Below are 15303 nucleotides of genomic sequence, written 5' to 3'. Positions count from 1 at the left end.
CCTTATCTTCATCGTGAATTGTCGAGGAACTCATGTCTGAAAAGCCGGTCATCATCGTCACCGGATGTTCAACCGGGATCGGCGCTCATTGCGCGGGCGCGCTTCACCATGATGGCTGGCGGGTCTTTGCCACCGTGCGCCGAACGCAGGATATGGCGCAACTGGAGGCGCTCGGCATCGAAGCGCTGCTTATGGATTATACCAGACCGGAGACTATTGCAGCCCTGGTCGATGAGGTCGCATCCCGCACGGACGGACGCATTGATGCGCTGTTCAACAACGGGGCATATGGGCAGGCCGGCGCGGTGGAGGATATTTCGGTCGAGGTTCTACGCCAGCAATTCGAAACCAACGTTTTTGGCTGGCATGACCTGACCTGCCGTGTGATTCCATTCATGCGCAGACGAGGGAAGGGACGAATCGTCCATTGCTCTTCCATCCTCGGTCTGGTGCCTTATCGATATCGCGGCGCGTACACCGCGTCGAAATTCGCTCTTGAAGGACTTGGGATAACGCTGCGCATGGAGCTTGAGGGTAGTGGCATTCATGTCAGCCTCATCGAGCCCGGACCGATCGCCTCGAATTTTACGTCTACCGCCCTGAGGCATATCAGGGCCAATATCGATCTTGAGAGCTCTTTTCACGCCGAGGAATACCGAAGACAGCTCGCCCGGTTGGACGGTAGCGGACCGGTTAACAAGCATAAGCTTGGACCGGAAGCCGTCTACAAGGAGCTACGACATGCGCTGACGGCTCGCCGTCCGAAACCGCATTACATCATAACGGCTCCGGCAAAGCAGGGTGTGTTACTCAAGCGACTTCTACCGGCCTCTCTATTTTACAGACTTCTTCGCAAGTTCGACTAGCTAAGTCGACGTTTCATCCGTTAGAACCGGAGCAGTTGGTTTGGAGTCCGAAGCGTGTCGCGATCCGCAGATTCGCTCTCTTCATGCTTTCGATTTTGTTTTGTCGCATGCCGCTATCGCAAGGCCACTGAATAGTTTTGCGCGGATCATGCTCTAGGGAGGCAACGAGATGTCGAGCTTTACCACCGTTCTTGCGGTCATCGTCATGGGGCTGGTTGTGCTGGTTCTCATCCGCGGCCTGTTCAACATGCTCAAGGGCACCGACGCCAACCGTTCCAACCAATTGATGCAGCTGAGGCTGATCTTGCAGGCGGTTGCCATCGTCTTGATCATGCTGACCTTGTGGCTCACAGGAGGTGGACGCTGATATGGTAAAGCTCAACAAGATTTATACTCGCACCGGTGACGATGGTACGACCGCGCTGGTTTCGGGCCCGCGCCGGGCAAAATACGATCTGCGCGTCGAAAGCTATGGTGACGTGGACGAGACAAATTCGGTCATCGGTATGGCGCGGCTACATACCGCCGATTTGCCGGAGCTCGATGCGATGCTGTTTCGCATTCAGAACGATCTTTTCGATCTTGGGGCAGATTTGGCCACGCCCGATGATGGCAAGCCGTTGTCTTACGAGCCATTGAGGATCGTCGAATCGCAGGTCACCCGCATCGAGAAGGAGATCGATGCTTTGAACGACACGCTGTCGGCTCTCACCTCCTTCGTACTGCCCAGCGGCTCGGCCGCGGCGGCGCATCTGCATCTGGCGCGCACCGTGTCGAGACGGGCGGAGCGCCGTATGGTGGAGCTTGCGAAGATGGAAGACGAGATCGTCAGCCCAGCGGCATTGAAATACATCAACCGCCTGTCCGATTTCCTCTTCGTTGCCGCGCGTTTCGCCAATCATAATGCGGACGCGATCAAGGCGGATGTCCTCTGGGTACCGGGCAAGAACCGCTGAGTTGAGCGCAAGAGCGGAGGTTGCATTCCATGTTCATCCCGCTGCATGATGCGAACTCGCTGAAGCACATCAAACTGCAATATGTGACGGTGTCGCTGATCGGCATCAACATTTTCGTCTGGCTGGTCGTTGGCGCATTTTCAAGTGAGCAGCAGGCAAGCGCTGCGGTGCTGGGGCTAGGTTTCATTCCCGCCGTTCTTTTCGACTATGCTTCGCTCGACCCTGCGCTGGTATTGGTGCCGAAGGATGCGACGATCTTTACCTATGCGTTCCTGCATCTGAGCTTTTGGCACCTCGCCTCGAACATGGTGTTTCTCTGGGTATTCGGCGACAATGTGGAAGATGCGTTCGGCCATCTCGGCTTCCTGATCTTCTATCTTGCCTGCGCCGCCGCCGGTGCGCTACTTCACGGCTTTATCGCGCCACAGTCCCAGGGTCCGCTGATCGGGGCATCGGGTGCGGTTTCCGGCGTGGTGGCCGCCTATCTTCTGCTGCATCCACGTGTGAGGGTCTGGGTGCTGGTCTTCATGCGCATTCCGGTGCCGCTTCCAGCCTTCATTCCCCTAGCACTATGGGTTGGCCAGCAATTCGTCATGCTGCTCTTGAGCCCGGAGGAAAGCGTCTCCTGGGCGGCACATGTCGGAGGTATCGTGACGGGGGCGATCCTTGTCGTTTTCTTTCGTCGAAGCGGCGTTCCACTGTTCGACCGGACACTGGTTACGCCGCGGGCGGTTCAGCATAAAAATCGGGGGCAGCAAGACGCGGGCGTGTCGCAAACGGAACGGCCATCCGACGGGTTTCCGTGAAAATTAGTCTGAGAGCGAGTATTTACGTTGACGTCAACGTAAGGTATCTCGTCAGTGCATGGCGTCATGAGCATTGTTCCGTTGAACTCGATGGAAAAATGCGTATGCATGGCTCAACTTGATTGTCAGGAGGACCGTTGGCGCGCGCGCTTTAATGGTCAGGAGTTGAAAGAAGGCTGCCGATGAAGATTCTTGTCCCAGTGAAGCGTGTGGTGGACTACAACGTGAAAATCCGCGTCAAGGCGGATGGTTCAGGTGTCGATCTTGCCAACGTCAAGATGTCGATGAACCCTTTTGACGAAATCTCGGTGGAAGAAGCGTTGCGCCTGAAAGAGGCGGGCAAGGCCGAGGAAGTGGTCGTGGTATCGATCGGTCCTGCAAAAGCCGAAGAGACGCTCCGCACCGCACTGGCCATGGGCGCCGACCGGGCGATTCTGATCGAAACCGACGAAACGGTAGAGCCGCTATCGGTTGCCAAGCTGTTGAAGGGCGTGGTCGAGGCGGAAAATCCCGGCCTCGTTATCGTCGGCAAGCAGGCGATCGATGATGATTCGAACCAGACCGGCCAGATGCTGGCAGCTCTGCTTGGTTGGGGCCAGGGCACCTTCGCCTCCAAGGTCGAGCCGTCCGACGGCAAGGTTGCTGTCACCCGCGAAGTGGATGGCGGTCTCCAGACTGTCGATCTCAAGCTTCCGGCAGTCGTTACCACCGACCTTCGCCTCAACGAACCGCGTTATGCGTCGTTGCCGAACATCATGAAGGCCAAGAAGAAGCCGCTCGACAAGAAGTCGCCAGCCGATTTTGGCGTGGATATTGCTCCGCGCCTCAAGGTTTTGAAGACCGAGGAACCCGCTGGCCGCAAGGCAGGCGTCAAGGTCGGTTCTGTTGGCGAACTGGTGTCGAAGCTCAAAGCTGACGGCGTCCTCTAAGGAAAGCGAAAGGGAGATAAACTATGGCCATTCTTCTTCTGGCAGAACACGACAATGCAACCCTTTCCGACCAGACGGCTAAGACGCTGACGGCGGCAACGCAAATTGGCGGCGATGTGCATGTGCTGGTTGCCGGCTCAGGCGCCAAGGCTGCAGCCGATGAAGCTGCGAAGCTTTCCGGCGTTTCCAAGGTACTGCTTGCCGACGACGCATCCTATGCCAACCAGTTGGCCGAGCCGCTGGCTGCTCTGATCGTTTCGCTGGCCGCGTCCTATGATGTGATCATCGCCCCGGCGACGGCTTCGGCCAAAAACGTGCTGCCCCGCGTGGCCGCTCTTCTTGATGTGGCGCAGATTTCCGAAATCACGGACGTCGTGTCCGCCGATACTTTCAAGCGTCCGATCTATGCCGGTAACGCCATTCAGACGGTTCAGGCGACCGACGCCAAGAAGGTCATCACCGTCCGGACCGCGTCCTTTGCTCCGGCTCAGGCTGGCGGTTCTGCCTCCGTCGAATCCGTCTCGGCTGCCGAGAACCCTGGCGTTTCCTCCTTCGTTTCGGACGCGCTTGCTTCGTCCGACCGTCCGGAATTGACGTCTGCCAAGATCATCATCTCGGGCGGTCGCGCGCTCGGTTCTTCGGAGAAGTTCAAGGAAGTCATCCTGCCGGTTGCCGACAAGCTCGGCGCTGCCGTCGGCGCATCGCGCGCTGCCGTTGATGCCGGTTACGCGCCGAACGACTGGCAGGTTGGCCAGACGGGCAAGGTGGTCGCTCCGCAGCTTTACATCGCCTGCGGCATCTCCGGTGCCATCCAGCATCTGGCGGGAATGAAAGACTCCAAGGTCATCGTCGCCATCAATAAGGACGAAGAGGCACCAATCTTCCAGGTGGCCGATTACGGTCTGGTCGCAGACCTCTTCGAAGCTCTGCCAGAGCTTGAAAAAGCAATCTGATCACCGCAATGATAGCAAGCGGCGCGTTTTTACCGACGCGCCGCTTTCGTTTTGTGGCAATATGCGCAACAACGAAAATCTGAAGCGCCACCGGGTCCGGTTCAAGAGCCAAGACGCGCTTCGAAGTGACCAGCGCTGAGACAAATCAACAGGAGAGATACGCATGACAGGCCCAATCAAGAATATCGGTGTTATCGGTGCCGGTCAGATGGGCTGTGGCATCGCGCATGTCTCTGCTCTCGCGGGTTATAAGGTCCACATCTACGACGTCTCCAAGGACAGGATCGAAGCGGGGCTGGCCACGATCAATGGCAATCTGGCGCGCCAGGTCTCCAACGGCAAACTGGAGGACGATACGCGCAAATCGGCGCTCGGCCTGATCGGCGGCTCCTCCGATCTCAACGATCTTGCCGCAATGGATCTCGTCATCGAGGCCGCCACGGAAAATGAAGAGGTAAAGCGCAAGATTTACGCGCAGGTCTGCCCTGTCCTGAAGCCCGAAGCCTTGCTGGCCACCAACACCTCGTCCCTATCGATCACACGCCTCGCATCTGCGACCGATCGCCCCGAACAGTTCATGGGCATTCACTTCATGAACCCGGTGCCGGTGATGAAGCTGGTCGAACTGGTGCGTGGTATTGCGACCGGCGAGAAGACTTTTGAGACTGCCAAGGACTATGTCCGCTCGCTGGATAAGGCGATTACGGTTGCGGAAGATTTTCCAGCCTTCATCGTCAACCGTATTCTTCTGCCGATGATCAACGAGGCGATCTATACGCTCTATGAGGGCGTTGGCACGGTCGAGGCCATCGATACGGCCATGAAGCTCGGCGCCAACCACCCGATGGGTCCGTTGCAATTGGCGGACTTCATCGGTCTTGATACCTGCCTTTCAATCATGCAGGTGCTGCATGATGGTCTGGCTGACAGCAAGTATCGTCCTTGCCCGTTGCTGGTCAAATATGTCGAAGCCGGCTGGCTTGGCCGCAAATCCGGCCGAGGTTTTTACGACTACCGTGGTGAGACACCGGTTCCGACACGTTGATCAAGGCTGCGTAACGGCCATTACGAGCGCCTTGGCGTCGGGGCTGTCCCAGGCAGATGGGCCGTTCATGGACGCCAGCAGGCAGCCGTCATCATCCAGAAGCAGCGTTGCCGGCAGGCCGAAGGCGAGGCCTTCTTTCTTCAGGACGTTGAACACGCCCATGGAACTATCGCGATAAAGTTTGAGCGAATCGATTTTGTATTCGCTCATGAAGGCCTTCGGCTTTTCATCCTCGCCCGTGTCGATATTGATCGTCACTACTTCGAACTTATCGCTACCCTCTTCCTTTTCCAGCGCGTTCAGTGCCGGCATTTCCTCCCGGCACGGCACGCACCATGTGGCCCAGAGGTTCAGCAGAATTGCTTTGCCTTTGAGATCCGCTTGCGTCATCGCCGTGCCTTCGGGAGACTTGAACGAGAGCGGGATCACGCGCGGCTTGTCGGTCGGCGCCATGGCCGCAAGTTGGCCTTTCAGCAGCGGCTCTATGGATGCGATGCGCTTGCCGGCACCCTCACATAAAGCCGCGTCCGCTACCGCTGCCCCTTGAACCTCAGCTTCAGACCCAATATGCCTGAACAACACCACTCCCCCGCCGCTGACAATGCCGGCGATGGCGGCAATTGCAACAAGTCTGGCGGAAGGAAGTCTGAAAGGTCTTTTTTCTGTCATCGAATACTCCAGGGCATGCACAATGGCTGACGGCGCAGAACAGAAATCCTCCAACCAGATGTGGGGCGGACGCTTTGCTTCCGGTCCCTCAGCCATCATGGAAGAGATAAATGCCTCCATTGGCTTCGACAAGAAGCTTTACGCTCAGGATATCCGTGGCTCCATCGCCCACGCCACCATGCTTGCTGCAAAAGGCATTATTTCGGCTGAAGATAAAGACAAGATCATCGAGGGCCTAAACACGATCCTGTCAGAAATCGAGGCGGGCGCGTTCGAGTTTTCGCGCAAGCTCGAAGACATTCACATGAATATCGAGGCGCGGCTGGCCACTCTGATCGGTCCGGCTGCCGGTCGCCTGCACACGGCGCGCTCGCGCAATGACCAGGTGGCGCTCGATTTCCGCCTCTGGGTCAAGGAAGAGCTTCAGAAAACCGAAGCGATGTTGAGTGCGCTGATCGCAGCCTTTCTCGACCGCGCCGAACAACATGCCGATACGGTCATGCCGGGCTTCACCCATTTGCAGACGGCCCAGCCCGTTACGTTTGGTCATCACTGCATGGCCTATGTCGAAATGTTTGGGCGCGACCGCGCCCGCGTTCGTCACGCCATCGAGCATCTGGATGAAAGCCCGATCGGGGCTGCGGCACTGGCCGGAACCGGTTATCCGATCGACCGCCACATGACGGCCAACGCCCTCGGCTTCCGCGAGCCGACGCGCAACTCCATCGATACGGTGTCGGATCGCGATTTTGCGCTGGAGTTTCTCTCCATCGCATCCATCTGCGCCACACATCTGTCGCGTCTGGCGGAAGAAATCGTCATCTGGTCCACACCCCAATTCGGCTTCATACGTCTGTCTGATGCCTTCTCCACCGGCTCTTCAATCATGCCACAGAAGAAGAACCCGGATGCCGCCGAACTGGTGCGCGCCAAGACCGGTCGCATCAACGGTTCGCTGGTCGCGCTGCTGACGGTGATGAAGGGCCTGCCGCTCGCCTATTCCAAGGATATGCAGGAAGACAAGGAACAGGTTTTCGATGCGGCGGAGAGCCTGGAACTGGCGATTGCCGCCATGACCGGCATGATCCGCGATCTGGAGGTGAGGGCTGATCGTATGCGTGCCGCTGCCGGATCCGGTTATTCGACCGCGACGGATCTGGCCGACTGGCTGGTGCGCGAAGCGGGCTTGCCGTTCCGTGATGCGCACCACGTGACCGGACATGCCGTGGCGCTTGCGGAAAAGAAGGGTTGCGATTTGGCCGACCTTTCGCTTGAGGAATTGCAGGCGATCAATTCTGCGATCACCGCCAGCGTCTTCGACGTGCTGTCGGTCGAAGCGTCGGTCGCAAGCCGCACGAGTTTTGGCGGCACGGCGCCGTCCGAGGTCCGCAAGCAGATTGCCTGGTGGCGTGGTCGCAACTGATCGGTCGACCGATCAATCCAGCGTTACACCACCATCACAAGAAACAGGGTGCACAAGCGCCCTGTTTTTCGTTATCAGAGATGCAAAGAATTCCTTTGGACGGGTCCATGCTCTTTAAAACCTCTCGCAGTTTCATCATTCCGGTCAGCGTGGCGCTTGCCGCAGGCCTTGCTCTCTCCAGCTGCGGCCGCAAAGGCGATCTTGATGCGCCGAGCACGCCAGTCGAGCAGCGCAACCAGCGCTCGGACAAGAAGGTGGAAACGACGCCGGAACGTCCCTTCGTTCTCGATAAGCTTCTATAACGGAATACGGCCGTGAACCATTTTCATTACATCGACGGCGTGCTGCACGCCGAAAACGTTGCTGTGCCTGAAATTGCCAAGGCTGTCGGGACGCCCTTCTACATCTATTCGACAGCGACGCTTGAGCGCCACTACAAGGTTTTCTCTGAGGCCTTCAGCGATGTAGATGCAATGGTCTGCTACGCGATGAAGGCCAACTCCAACCAGGCGGTGCTGAAAACGCTGGCCAAGCTTGGTGCGGGTATCGATGTGGTGTCCGGTGGTGAACTGCGCCGCGCGCTGGCCGCTGGTATCCCTGCAAGCCGCATCATGTTTTCCGGCGTCGGCAAGACGCCGGCGGAAATGGATCTGGCGCTTGAGATAGGGATCTACTGCTTCAACGTAGAATCGGAGCCGGAGCTCGAAATCCTCAATCTGCGAGCAATGAAGGCTGGCAAGAAGGCGCATGTCTCCTTCCGCATCAATCCGGATGTGGATGCCAAGACGCATGCCAAGATTTCGACCGGCAAGAAGGAAAACAAGTTCGGCATTTCATATCAGCGGGCGCGGGAGGTTTATGCTCATGCCGCAACGCTGCCCGGTATCGATGTCAGCGGCATCGACATGCATATCGGCAGCCAGATCACCGATTTGCAGCCTTTCGAAGATGCGTTCCGACTTTTGCGCGAGCTGGTGGAATCCTTGCGCGGCGACGGTCATACGATCAGCCATGTGGATATTGGTGGCGGTCTTGGCATTCCCTACAAGGATGACAACAATCCACCGCCTTTGCCGGATGCATATGCGCATATCGTCAAGAACGAATTGAAGAGCCTCAATTGCAAGATCGTCACCGAACCTGGTCGGCTGATCGTCGGCAATGCCGGTATTCTCGTGACCGAAGTTCTTTATGTGAAGGATGGCGGCGAGAAGGATTTCGTCATCGTCGATGCGGCGATGAACGATCTCATTCGACCCACACTTTATGAAGCCTATCACGGCCTTCGTCCGGTGGTTCAGCCGGCGGCCGATGCGCCACGCATCAAGGCGGATGTGGTGGGACCGGTCTGTGAAACGGGTGATTATCTGGCACTCGATCGCGAGATGGCGTTACCTCAGCCGGGTGATCTCATCGCGGTCAGTTCGGCGGGCGCTTATGGCGCTGTCCAGGCCGGAACGTATAACTCCCGTCTTCTGGTGCCGGAAGTCTTGGTCAAGGACCATCAGTTCCATGTCGTTCGTCCTCGCAGCACCTATGAAGAACTGATCGCGCTCGACTCCTTACCCGCCTGGCTGGACTGATTGGCGTCATCACGATTAGGCGAACTGAACTAAAAAAAGAGGGCAAGCCGTGGCTTGCCCTCGTCTTCGCCACAAACGATGTTATCCTGCGCTCTGTTGCACTGAGGGATTTCGTGGCTGCGGCGTTGGCGAGATCGGCGGCGAAATCGTGTGGCCAGACCGGGAGAACGGATTGATGACCACCAGGCAGGGCGCAAGAGGCGCTTTCGATAAAAGACCTGAGCTCGCACGACGCGTGGCAGCGAAGCGGTTCTTTGCGAAAGCCGTTCTGTTTGTCGAGCGCCTCGCTCCGCAGACGGTTCTGCCGCTCTCCATCGCCGCACTCTTCCTGTCTTTTGGCTGGTTCGGACTTTTCCGACAGATGCCCGACCTTTGGCGCTGGGCCGTCGTTTTTCTTCTCGTCTTTTCGTTCCTCATATCATTGCTCCCGATAGCGCGATTGCGCTGGCCATCGAAGGATGAGGCGTCCCGCCTGCTTGAAGAGCGTAACGGCCTCGCGCACCAGCCTGTCGGCGTGCAGGAAGACGAACCCGCTTTCGACACCCCGATCGCGCGCGCCTTATGGCGAGAACACCAGACGCGTATGGCCGAGCGGATTGCCGCGCTCGATGCCGGCTTTCCTCGACCGGATATTGCTGGACACGACCGAATGGCGTTGCGCGCCGTTCCGGCGCTTCTTTTGGTGGCGGCTTTTGGCTTCTCCTATTCGAACGGTGCGGGCAGCGTTGCCGATGCGTTTCGCAACCGCCCTGCCTCCGGTCCGCTGAATCCAGATATCCGTCTCGATGCTTGGGTCACGCCGCCATCCTACACCGGCCGTGCGCCGATCTTTCTGACCAGTCAGAATGCCGATCGCGATGAGGCAGTCTCGGTTCCGCAATCTTCCAAGCTGACAATCCGCATGACGGGCGGCGCTGGCCAGGAAGAGGTGACGTTCGAGCCGGACGAGGCTGGCGAGTTGCAAAAGCTCGCGCCCGAAGGGACGGAAGAAAAGAAGACCGCCGCTGAAGCTCCAGCACCGCCGCCAAGCCCAGACAATCCCGCTGCCGTTGCGCCGCGGACCTTCACTATGGAGTTCAAGGAAAGCGGGACGATCGAGGCCAATGGTCAGTCCTGGTTCTTCAACATCATCCCCGACAAGCCGCCAGTCATCGCTTTCGATAATCTTCCTCGCCGTGCGGCCAATGGCGCGCTTGAGATCGGCTTTACCGCGAAGGATGATTATGGCGTGCGCGAGGCCCATGCCGTCATCGAGCCTCTCGAGGTTCAGGCAGATGCAAAACCGCTTTATCCGGCCCCGGAGTACAAGCTCGATCTTCCGCGCCAGAACCCGCGCGACATGAAGGGTGTCACCAGTCGCAATCTCACCGAACACCCGATGGCTGGCAAGCGCGTGCGCATTACGCTGGTTGCGACGGACGGCGCTGGGCAGACCGGCAAGAGTCCGCCGCAGGAAATGATCCTTCCCGGTCGCAATTTCTCTGAACCTCTGGCAGCCTCTGTCGCCGAACAGCGGCAGATATTTTCGCTCGATACCCGGCAGATGCCGAAGGCGATCGCCTATAATGACGCGGTCAGTTTGCGGCCGGAAGAGACCATCCCCAACAAGACGCATTACCTCCTGCTGCAATCCGCGCAGGCGCGCATGAAGCTCGCCTATAATGAGGAGATGCTGAAGAATACGGCGGATTATCTCTGGGAAATCGCACTTGGCATTGAAGATGGCGATCTGTCGCAGGCGGAAAAACGCTTGCGCGATGCGCAGGATGCATTGTCGCAGGCGCTGGAGCGCAAGGCGCCAGATGAAGAGATCGCCAAGCTGATGCAAGAGCTTCGCGACGCGATGAACGAGTTCATGAAGGAGCTCGCACAGCGCATGCAGAACGCGCCTCAGGGCAATATGAACCAGCAGGCGCAGAACGTGCTGCGCCAACGCGATCTGGAAAATATGATGAACCAGATCGAGAACCTGGCCCGCTCCGGCAACCGTGACGCAGCGAAGGAAATGCTGTCGCAAATGCAACGCATGATGAACAACCTGCAGGCAGGCAGACCGCAGCGCGGCCAGCAGGGTCAGCAGCAAGAAAACAGCCAGTTGCGCCAGCAGATCGACAGGCTTGGCGAGATCATGCAGCAGCAGCAAAAGCTGATGGACGAAACCTTCAAGCTCGATCAGGCACTGCGCGACCGCATGCAACGCGGCGATCCTCAAGAGGGCGAAGAGGGTGGCGAACAGCAGATGGGCGAGAATGGCCAGCCGCCGCAAGACCAGCAAGGCCAGAATGGGCAGCAGCAGAATGGGCAGCAGCAGAATGGGCAAGGGCAAAACCCCGACCAGATGACTGCCCAGCAGCTTCGCGAGGCGTTGAAGAACCTGCGCCAGCAGCAGGACGGGCTTGGTAAGCAGCTTGGCGAGCTTCAAAAGGGCTTGCGCGATCTCGGCATGGAGCCTGGCCAGAACTTCGGTAAGGCAGAGCAGGAAATGAAGGGTGCTGGTGAGGCGCTGGGACAGAGCCGCGGCGAACAGGCAGTCGAAGGTCAGGGCAATGCGCTGAATGCGCTGCGTCAGGGCGCGCAGGACATGATGGGTCAGATCATGCAGGCCATGCGCCAGCAGGGCCAGCAGCCTGGTCAGGGTCAGCAGGGCATGATGGGGCAGGGCGACCAGAATGGTCGCGATCCACTAGGCCGTCCGCGTGCAAATTCTGGTCCGGATTTCGGCGACTCGCAGGTTCGCGTGCCGGATGAAATCGATGTGCAGCGCGCGCGTGAAATCCTCGAAGCGATCCGCGAGAAGCTCGGCAACAATCCACCTGCCGATGTGGAGCGACGCTATCTGGAGCGCCTGCTCGACATCCAGTAACCGTCCATGGGTTTTTAGCAGGATGGTTGCGGGTTCGCCTTGATGAGATTGTCTCATCGGGCGACGTAATGGCTGCGCGATTTCCATCGTCCGGAACATTCTCAAACAGGTCAAGTTCGAAGGGTAACCCCAAGCGAACCGGAGGAGAATGTTATGAAGGCGCTAACTTGGCATGGAAAACACGATATTCGCTGCGAAACCGTGCCCGATCCCGTGATCGAGGATGATCGCGATGCCATCATCAAGGTGACCGCCTGCGCCATCTGCGGCTCCGACCTTCACCTCTATCATGGCTCCGTTCCGGACATGCATTCCGGCGACGTGATGGGCCATGAGGCCATGGGCGAGGTGGTCGAAGTCGGCAAGGGCAACAGCAAGCTGCAAGTCGGCGACCGCGTGGTCGTACCCTTCACCATCTCTTGCGGCCACTGCTTTTTCTGCAAGAGGGGCTTCTTTTCCGGTTGCGAGAACAGTAATCCCGACAAGGAAAAGGCGAAGAAAATGTGGGGAAATTCGCCCGCGGGTCTCTTTGGCTACACGCATATGCTCGGTGGCTATAGTGGCGGTCAGGCGGAATATCTGCGTGTGCCCTATGCCGATGTTGGGCCGGTCAAGGTGCCGGATGGATTGACCGACGAGCAGGTTCTGTTCCTTTCGGATATCTTCCCGACCGGCTACATGGCCGCTGAGTTCTGCAATATTCAACCTGGCGAAACCGTCGCAATATGGGGCTGCGGACCGGTCGGTCAGATGGCGATCCGTTCCGCCTATATGCTGGGCGCTGAGCGTGTTATTGCCATCGACAGCGTGGTGGAACGGCTGGCGCTTGCAGCCGCCTCGGGCGCATTGACGCTGAACTATCTCGAAACCGATATTTACGACGAGATCATGCAATTGACCGGCGGGCGTGGTGCGGATGCGTGCATCGACGCCGTCGGTACGGAGGCGGATCCGGCGGCCAGTTGGGATTCGCGCATCGACCGCATCAAGGTCGCAACGTTCATGGGCACCGACCGGCCGCATGTACTGCGCCAAGCTATCCATTGCTGCCGCAATTTCGGCACCGTCTCCATTGTCGGCGTCTATGGCGGCTTCCTCGACAAGATCCCCATGGGTTCCGCCATCAATCGAGGGTTGACGCTTCGCATGGCGCAGACACCTGTCCAGCGATACCTCCCGATGTTGATGGATCGGGTATTGAAGGGTGAGATCGATCCATCCTTCGTCATTACTCATCGCGCCACGCTGGAAGAAGGCCCCGGCCTCTACGAAACATTCAAGAACAAGGACGACGGCTGCATCAAAGTTGTCATCAAGCCGTAAGGAGAAGCACTATGTCTGAGACGCAAAGGGAGAGGGGGCTTGCGCTCGTGACCGGTGTCTCCAGCGGCATCGGCTTCGAACTGGCAAAATGCGCAGCCGAAAGAGGTTACGACCTGCTCGTGGTCGCTGACGACGAACGTATTTTGAGCGCCGTGAGTGCTTTTACCGTTCGGGGCGTTAAGGCCACACCCGTTATCGCCGACCTCGCAACGCCGGCTGGGATTGAAAGCGTCGTGAAGGCCATCGCAACTCAGGGACGACCCGTAGATTTGCTGATGGCGAATGCAGGTCAGGGGCTCGGCGATGCATTTCTCGACCAGGATCTTTTACGCGTCCAACGTGTCATCAACACCAATATCAGCGGCACGGTGGCGCTGGTGCATCACGTTGGCAATCTGATGCGCAGTAGTGGCTCCGGCAGGATATTGTTGACCGGCTCGATCGCCGGCTTCATGCCCGGCAGTTTCCAGGCGGTTTATAACGCCACAAAGGCCTTCATCAACAGCTTTGCTCTGGCACTACGGGATGAACTGAAAGACACGGGCGTCACTGTTACATGCCTGATGCCGGGGCCAACGGATACCGAATTCTTCGAGCGCGCCGGTATGCTGGACACGCCGGTTGGGCAAGGGAAAAAGGACGATCCCACTTTCGTTGCCGAAGTCGGTTTCGACGCCATGATGAAGGGCGACGGTGATGTCGTCAGCGGCTGGAAAAACAAGATTGTGACGGCCGTCGCAAATGTGACGCCGGCTGGCGTGCTGGCAAAACACCATCGTCAGATGGCGGAGCCCCAAAAAACGTAATCAAGAATATCGGATGGGTCATGTAAGAGAGCCGGTGGATTGGCGCAGAATCAACTCCACCGGCCATAGCTCTTGGCATTCCTGAACCGGCCTGCCCGATATGATTTGAAGCAGAAGTTCGGTCACGCGCATGCCGGCCATGCGCATGGATGAGCGCGTGGTGGAAAGCGGCGGCATCAGACTTTCCGGCGTCAGGTAGGGGAAGACGTCGTCATGGGCAATCACGGAGACATCCTTGCCGATGGAAAGGCCCATTTGTGTGGCGGCGCGATAGACCCCTTGTGCCGTCATCATCGCGCCTGCGACGAACGCGGTCGGGCGGGATGGCTGCTCTAGAAGCGCACGCGCGAATCGGAAGGCTGTTTCCTCGCTGAAATGCTCGTTCATCATCAGTTTGGGGTCGGGGGTCAGGCCGTACTCCGTGAGAGCGTCTCGGAAACCCTGTTCTCGGTTGTTGACGAATGTCCTTCCCTTCGGTCCGTTGATCAAGGCAATGCGCCGGTGGCCGCGCTCCAGAAAATGCATGGTGGGGCGGTATGTCACATCGCGATTGTCGATATCGAGCCAGGCATGCGGAAGAGAGATGTTTGACCGGCCATGCACGATGAAGGGGACGCCCAACCGGTTGAGCAAGGCGATGCGTTCATCCGCAGGGCGAGGAGAATGGACGACGATGCCATCTACCTTGCCACTTGCCGCCAAGCGGTTGAAGATCGCCAGTTCCTCGTCCAGATTGTTGTCGATAGCCACGCTGACGAGAATGTCGGTTTCCTGTCCTTCCAGACGGGCTGCCATGCCGCCCATGAATTCCGAGAAAAAGTGTCCGCCGCCGCTGCGGCCCATGACAACACCAATAGCGCCTGCGCGACCTGTGACGAGCCTCACTGCGTTAGCATTGGGTCTATACCCAAGCCTGCGCGCAGCCTCCATCACCCGCTCGCGAGTTTCCTGACGAACCTCCGGATAGCCCCCAAGGGCACGGCTGACCGTCGTTGGAGAGAGGCCAACCTGTTCTGCAAAATCCTTGAGCTTCATGATGTCCGCCGTTTTCATCTGCATGCTAGCTCAATTGGAATTTTTC

15 protein-coding genes are annotated in these 15303 nt (G+C 58.2%); 13 read left to right on the top strand and 2 right to left on the bottom strand.

Going from position 1 to position 15303, the window contains the following annotated elements:
* The first annotated feature begins 32 nt into the window (after positions 1-32).
* The 7 genes from QZ869_RS06125 (at position 33) to QZ869_RS06095 (ending at position 5555) form a co-directional block, all read left to right on the top strand.
* Positions 33-866: an SDR family oxidoreductase gene (locus QZ869_RS06125; RefSeq protein WP_296103266.1), complete on the top strand. Its 834-nt coding sequence runs from the start codon at positions 33-35 to the stop codon at positions 864-866.
* Positions 867-1035: 169 nt separating this feature from the next.
* Positions 1036-1233: a twin transmembrane helix small protein gene (locus tag QZ869_RS06120; RefSeq protein WP_062423947.1), complete on the top strand. Its 198-nt coding sequence runs from the start codon at positions 1036-1038 to the stop codon at positions 1231-1233.
* A gap of 1 nt (position 1234) precedes the next feature.
* A complete protein-coding gene (locus QZ869_RS06115; protein ID WP_296103263.1) occupies positions 1235-1822 on the top strand; it encodes a cob(I)yrinic acid a,c-diamide adenosyltransferase in 588 nt (195 codons plus the stop codon).
* 29 nt (positions 1823-1851) lie between these two features.
* Complete coding sequence (locus QZ869_RS06110; protein ID WP_296103261.1) at positions 1852-2628, top strand: rhomboid family intramembrane serine protease; 777 nt, start codon at positions 1852-1854, stop codon at positions 2626-2628.
* A gap of 182 nt (positions 2629-2810) precedes the next feature.
* Positions 2811-3557: an electron transfer flavoprotein subunit beta/FixA family protein gene (locus QZ869_RS06105; RefSeq protein WP_296103259.1), complete on the top strand. Its 747-nt coding sequence runs from the start codon at positions 2811-2813 to the stop codon at positions 3555-3557.
* Positions 3558-3580: 23 nt separating this feature from the next.
* Positions 3581-4510, top strand: coding sequence for an electron transfer flavoprotein subunit alpha/FixB family protein (locus QZ869_RS06100; RefSeq protein ID WP_296099400.1), 930 nt, complete (start codon positions 3581-3583; stop codon positions 4508-4510).
* 163 nt (positions 4511-4673) lie between these two features.
* A complete protein-coding gene (locus QZ869_RS06095; RefSeq protein ID WP_296017721.1) occupies positions 4674-5555 on the top strand; it encodes a 3-hydroxybutyryl-CoA dehydrogenase in 882 nt (293 codons plus the stop codon).
* Here the strand turns inward: QZ869_RS06095 and QZ869_RS06090 are convergent, their stop codons facing one another.
* Positions 5556-6224 (bottom strand): TlpA disulfide reductase family protein, encoded by a 669-nt coding sequence (locus QZ869_RS06090; RefSeq protein ID WP_296103257.1) that lies wholly within the window; start codon positions 6222-6224, stop codon positions 5556-5558. It lies immediately after the preceding gene.
* A 22-nt stretch (positions 6225-6246) separates the two neighbouring features.
* On the opposite strand from QZ869_RS06090, the gene argH reads away from it, so the two are divergent.
* From argH to QZ869_RS06060, 6 genes are all read left to right on the top strand, one after another.
* On the top strand, positions 6247-7647 hold the full coding sequence (gene argH, locus QZ869_RS06085) for an argininosuccinate lyase (RefSeq protein WP_113273911.1): 1401 nt from the start codon (positions 6247-6249) through the stop codon (positions 7645-7647).
* A gap of 107 nt (positions 7648-7754) precedes the next feature.
* Complete coding sequence (locus QZ869_RS06080; RefSeq protein ID WP_296017727.1) at positions 7755-7949, top strand: lipoprotein; 195 nt, start codon at positions 7755-7757, stop codon at positions 7947-7949.
* A 12-nt stretch (positions 7950-7961) separates the two neighbouring features.
* Positions 7962-9230: a diaminopimelate decarboxylase gene (gene lysA, locus QZ869_RS06075; protein WP_296103253.1), complete on the top strand. Its 1269-nt coding sequence runs from the start codon at positions 7962-7964 to the stop codon at positions 9228-9230.
* 175 nt (positions 9231-9405) lie between these two features.
* Positions 9406-12093, top strand: a complete 2688-nt coding sequence (locus QZ869_RS06070) for a TIGR02302 family protein (RefSeq protein WP_296103250.1) — start codon at positions 9406-9408, stop codon at positions 12091-12093.
* A gap of 153 nt (positions 12094-12246) precedes the next feature.
* On the top strand, positions 12247-13416 hold the full coding sequence (locus QZ869_RS06065) for a zinc-dependent alcohol dehydrogenase (RefSeq protein ID WP_296103247.1): 1170 nt from the start codon (positions 12247-12249) through the stop codon (positions 13414-13416).
* An 11-nt stretch (positions 13417-13427) separates the two neighbouring features.
* Positions 13428-14222, top strand: coding sequence for an SDR family oxidoreductase (locus QZ869_RS06060; protein WP_296103244.1), 795 nt, complete (start codon positions 13428-13430; stop codon positions 14220-14222).
* Positions 14223-14240: 18 nt separating this feature from the next.
* On the opposite strand, the gene QZ869_RS06055 is transcribed toward QZ869_RS06060, so the two are convergent.
* Complete coding sequence (locus QZ869_RS06055; RefSeq protein WP_296103629.1) at positions 14241-15257, bottom strand: substrate-binding domain-containing protein; 1017 nt, start codon at positions 15255-15257, stop codon at positions 14241-14243.
* Positions 15258-15303 lie beyond the last annotated feature (46 nt).

Source organism: uncultured Agrobacterium sp. (assembly GCF_913777885.1).
Taxonomy (GTDB): Bacteria; Pseudomonadota; Alphaproteobacteria; order Rhizobiales; family Rhizobiaceae; genus Agrobacterium.
Note: the sequence above shows the minus strand (reverse complement) of the source record. Positions and strands in the feature narration are given on the sequence as shown.

Bases quoted from the DNA above. Each gene is read 5' to 3' on its own strand.
- QZ869_RS06125 (WP_296103266.1), top strand. From the start codon at position 33: ATGTCTGAAAAGCCGGTCATCATCGTCACCGGATGTTCAACCGGGATC.
- QZ869_RS06120 (WP_062423947.1), top strand. From the start codon at position 1,036: ATGTCGAGCTTTACCACCGTTCTTGCGGTCATCGTCATGGGGCTGGTT.
- QZ869_RS06115 (WP_296103263.1), top strand. From the start codon at position 1,235: ATGGTAAAGCTCAACAAGATTTATACTCGCACCGGTGACGATGGTACG.
- QZ869_RS06110 (WP_296103261.1), top strand. From the start codon at position 1,852: ATGTTCATCCCGCTGCATGATGCGAACTCGCTGAAGCACATCAAACTG.
- QZ869_RS06105 (WP_296103259.1), top strand. From the start codon at position 2,811: ATGAAGATTCTTGTCCCAGTGAAGCGTGTGGTGGACTACAACGTGAAA.
- QZ869_RS06100 (WP_296099400.1), top strand. From the start codon at position 3,581: ATGGCCATTCTTCTTCTGGCAGAACACGACAATGCAACCCTTTCCGAC.
- QZ869_RS06095 (WP_296017721.1), top strand. From the start codon at position 4,674: ATGACAGGCCCAATCAAGAATATCGGTGTTATCGGTGCCGGTCAGATG.
- QZ869_RS06090 (WP_296103257.1), bottom strand. From the start codon at position 6,224: ATGACAGAAAAAAGACCTTTCAGACTTCCTTCCGCCAGACTTGTTGCA.
- argH (WP_113273911.1), top strand. From the start codon at position 6,247: ATGGCTGACGGCGCAGAACAGAAATCCTCCAACCAGATGTGGGGCGGA.
- QZ869_RS06080 (WP_296017727.1), top strand. From the start codon at position 7,755: ATGCTCTTTAAAACCTCTCGCAGTTTCATCATTCCGGTCAGCGTGGCG.
- QZ869_RS06070 (WP_296103250.1), top strand. From the start codon at position 9,406: ATGACCACCAGGCAGGGCGCAAGAGGCGCTTTCGATAAAAGACCTGAG.
- QZ869_RS06065 (WP_296103247.1), top strand. From the start codon at position 12,247: ATGAAGGCGCTAACTTGGCATGGAAAACACGATATTCGCTGCGAAACC.
- QZ869_RS06060 (WP_296103244.1), top strand. From the start codon at position 13,428: ATGTCTGAGACGCAAAGGGAGAGGGGGCTTGCGCTCGTGACCGGTGTC.
- QZ869_RS06055 (WP_296103629.1), bottom strand. From the start codon at position 15,257: ATGAAGCTCAAGGATTTTGCAGAACAGGTTGGCCTCTCTCCAACGACG.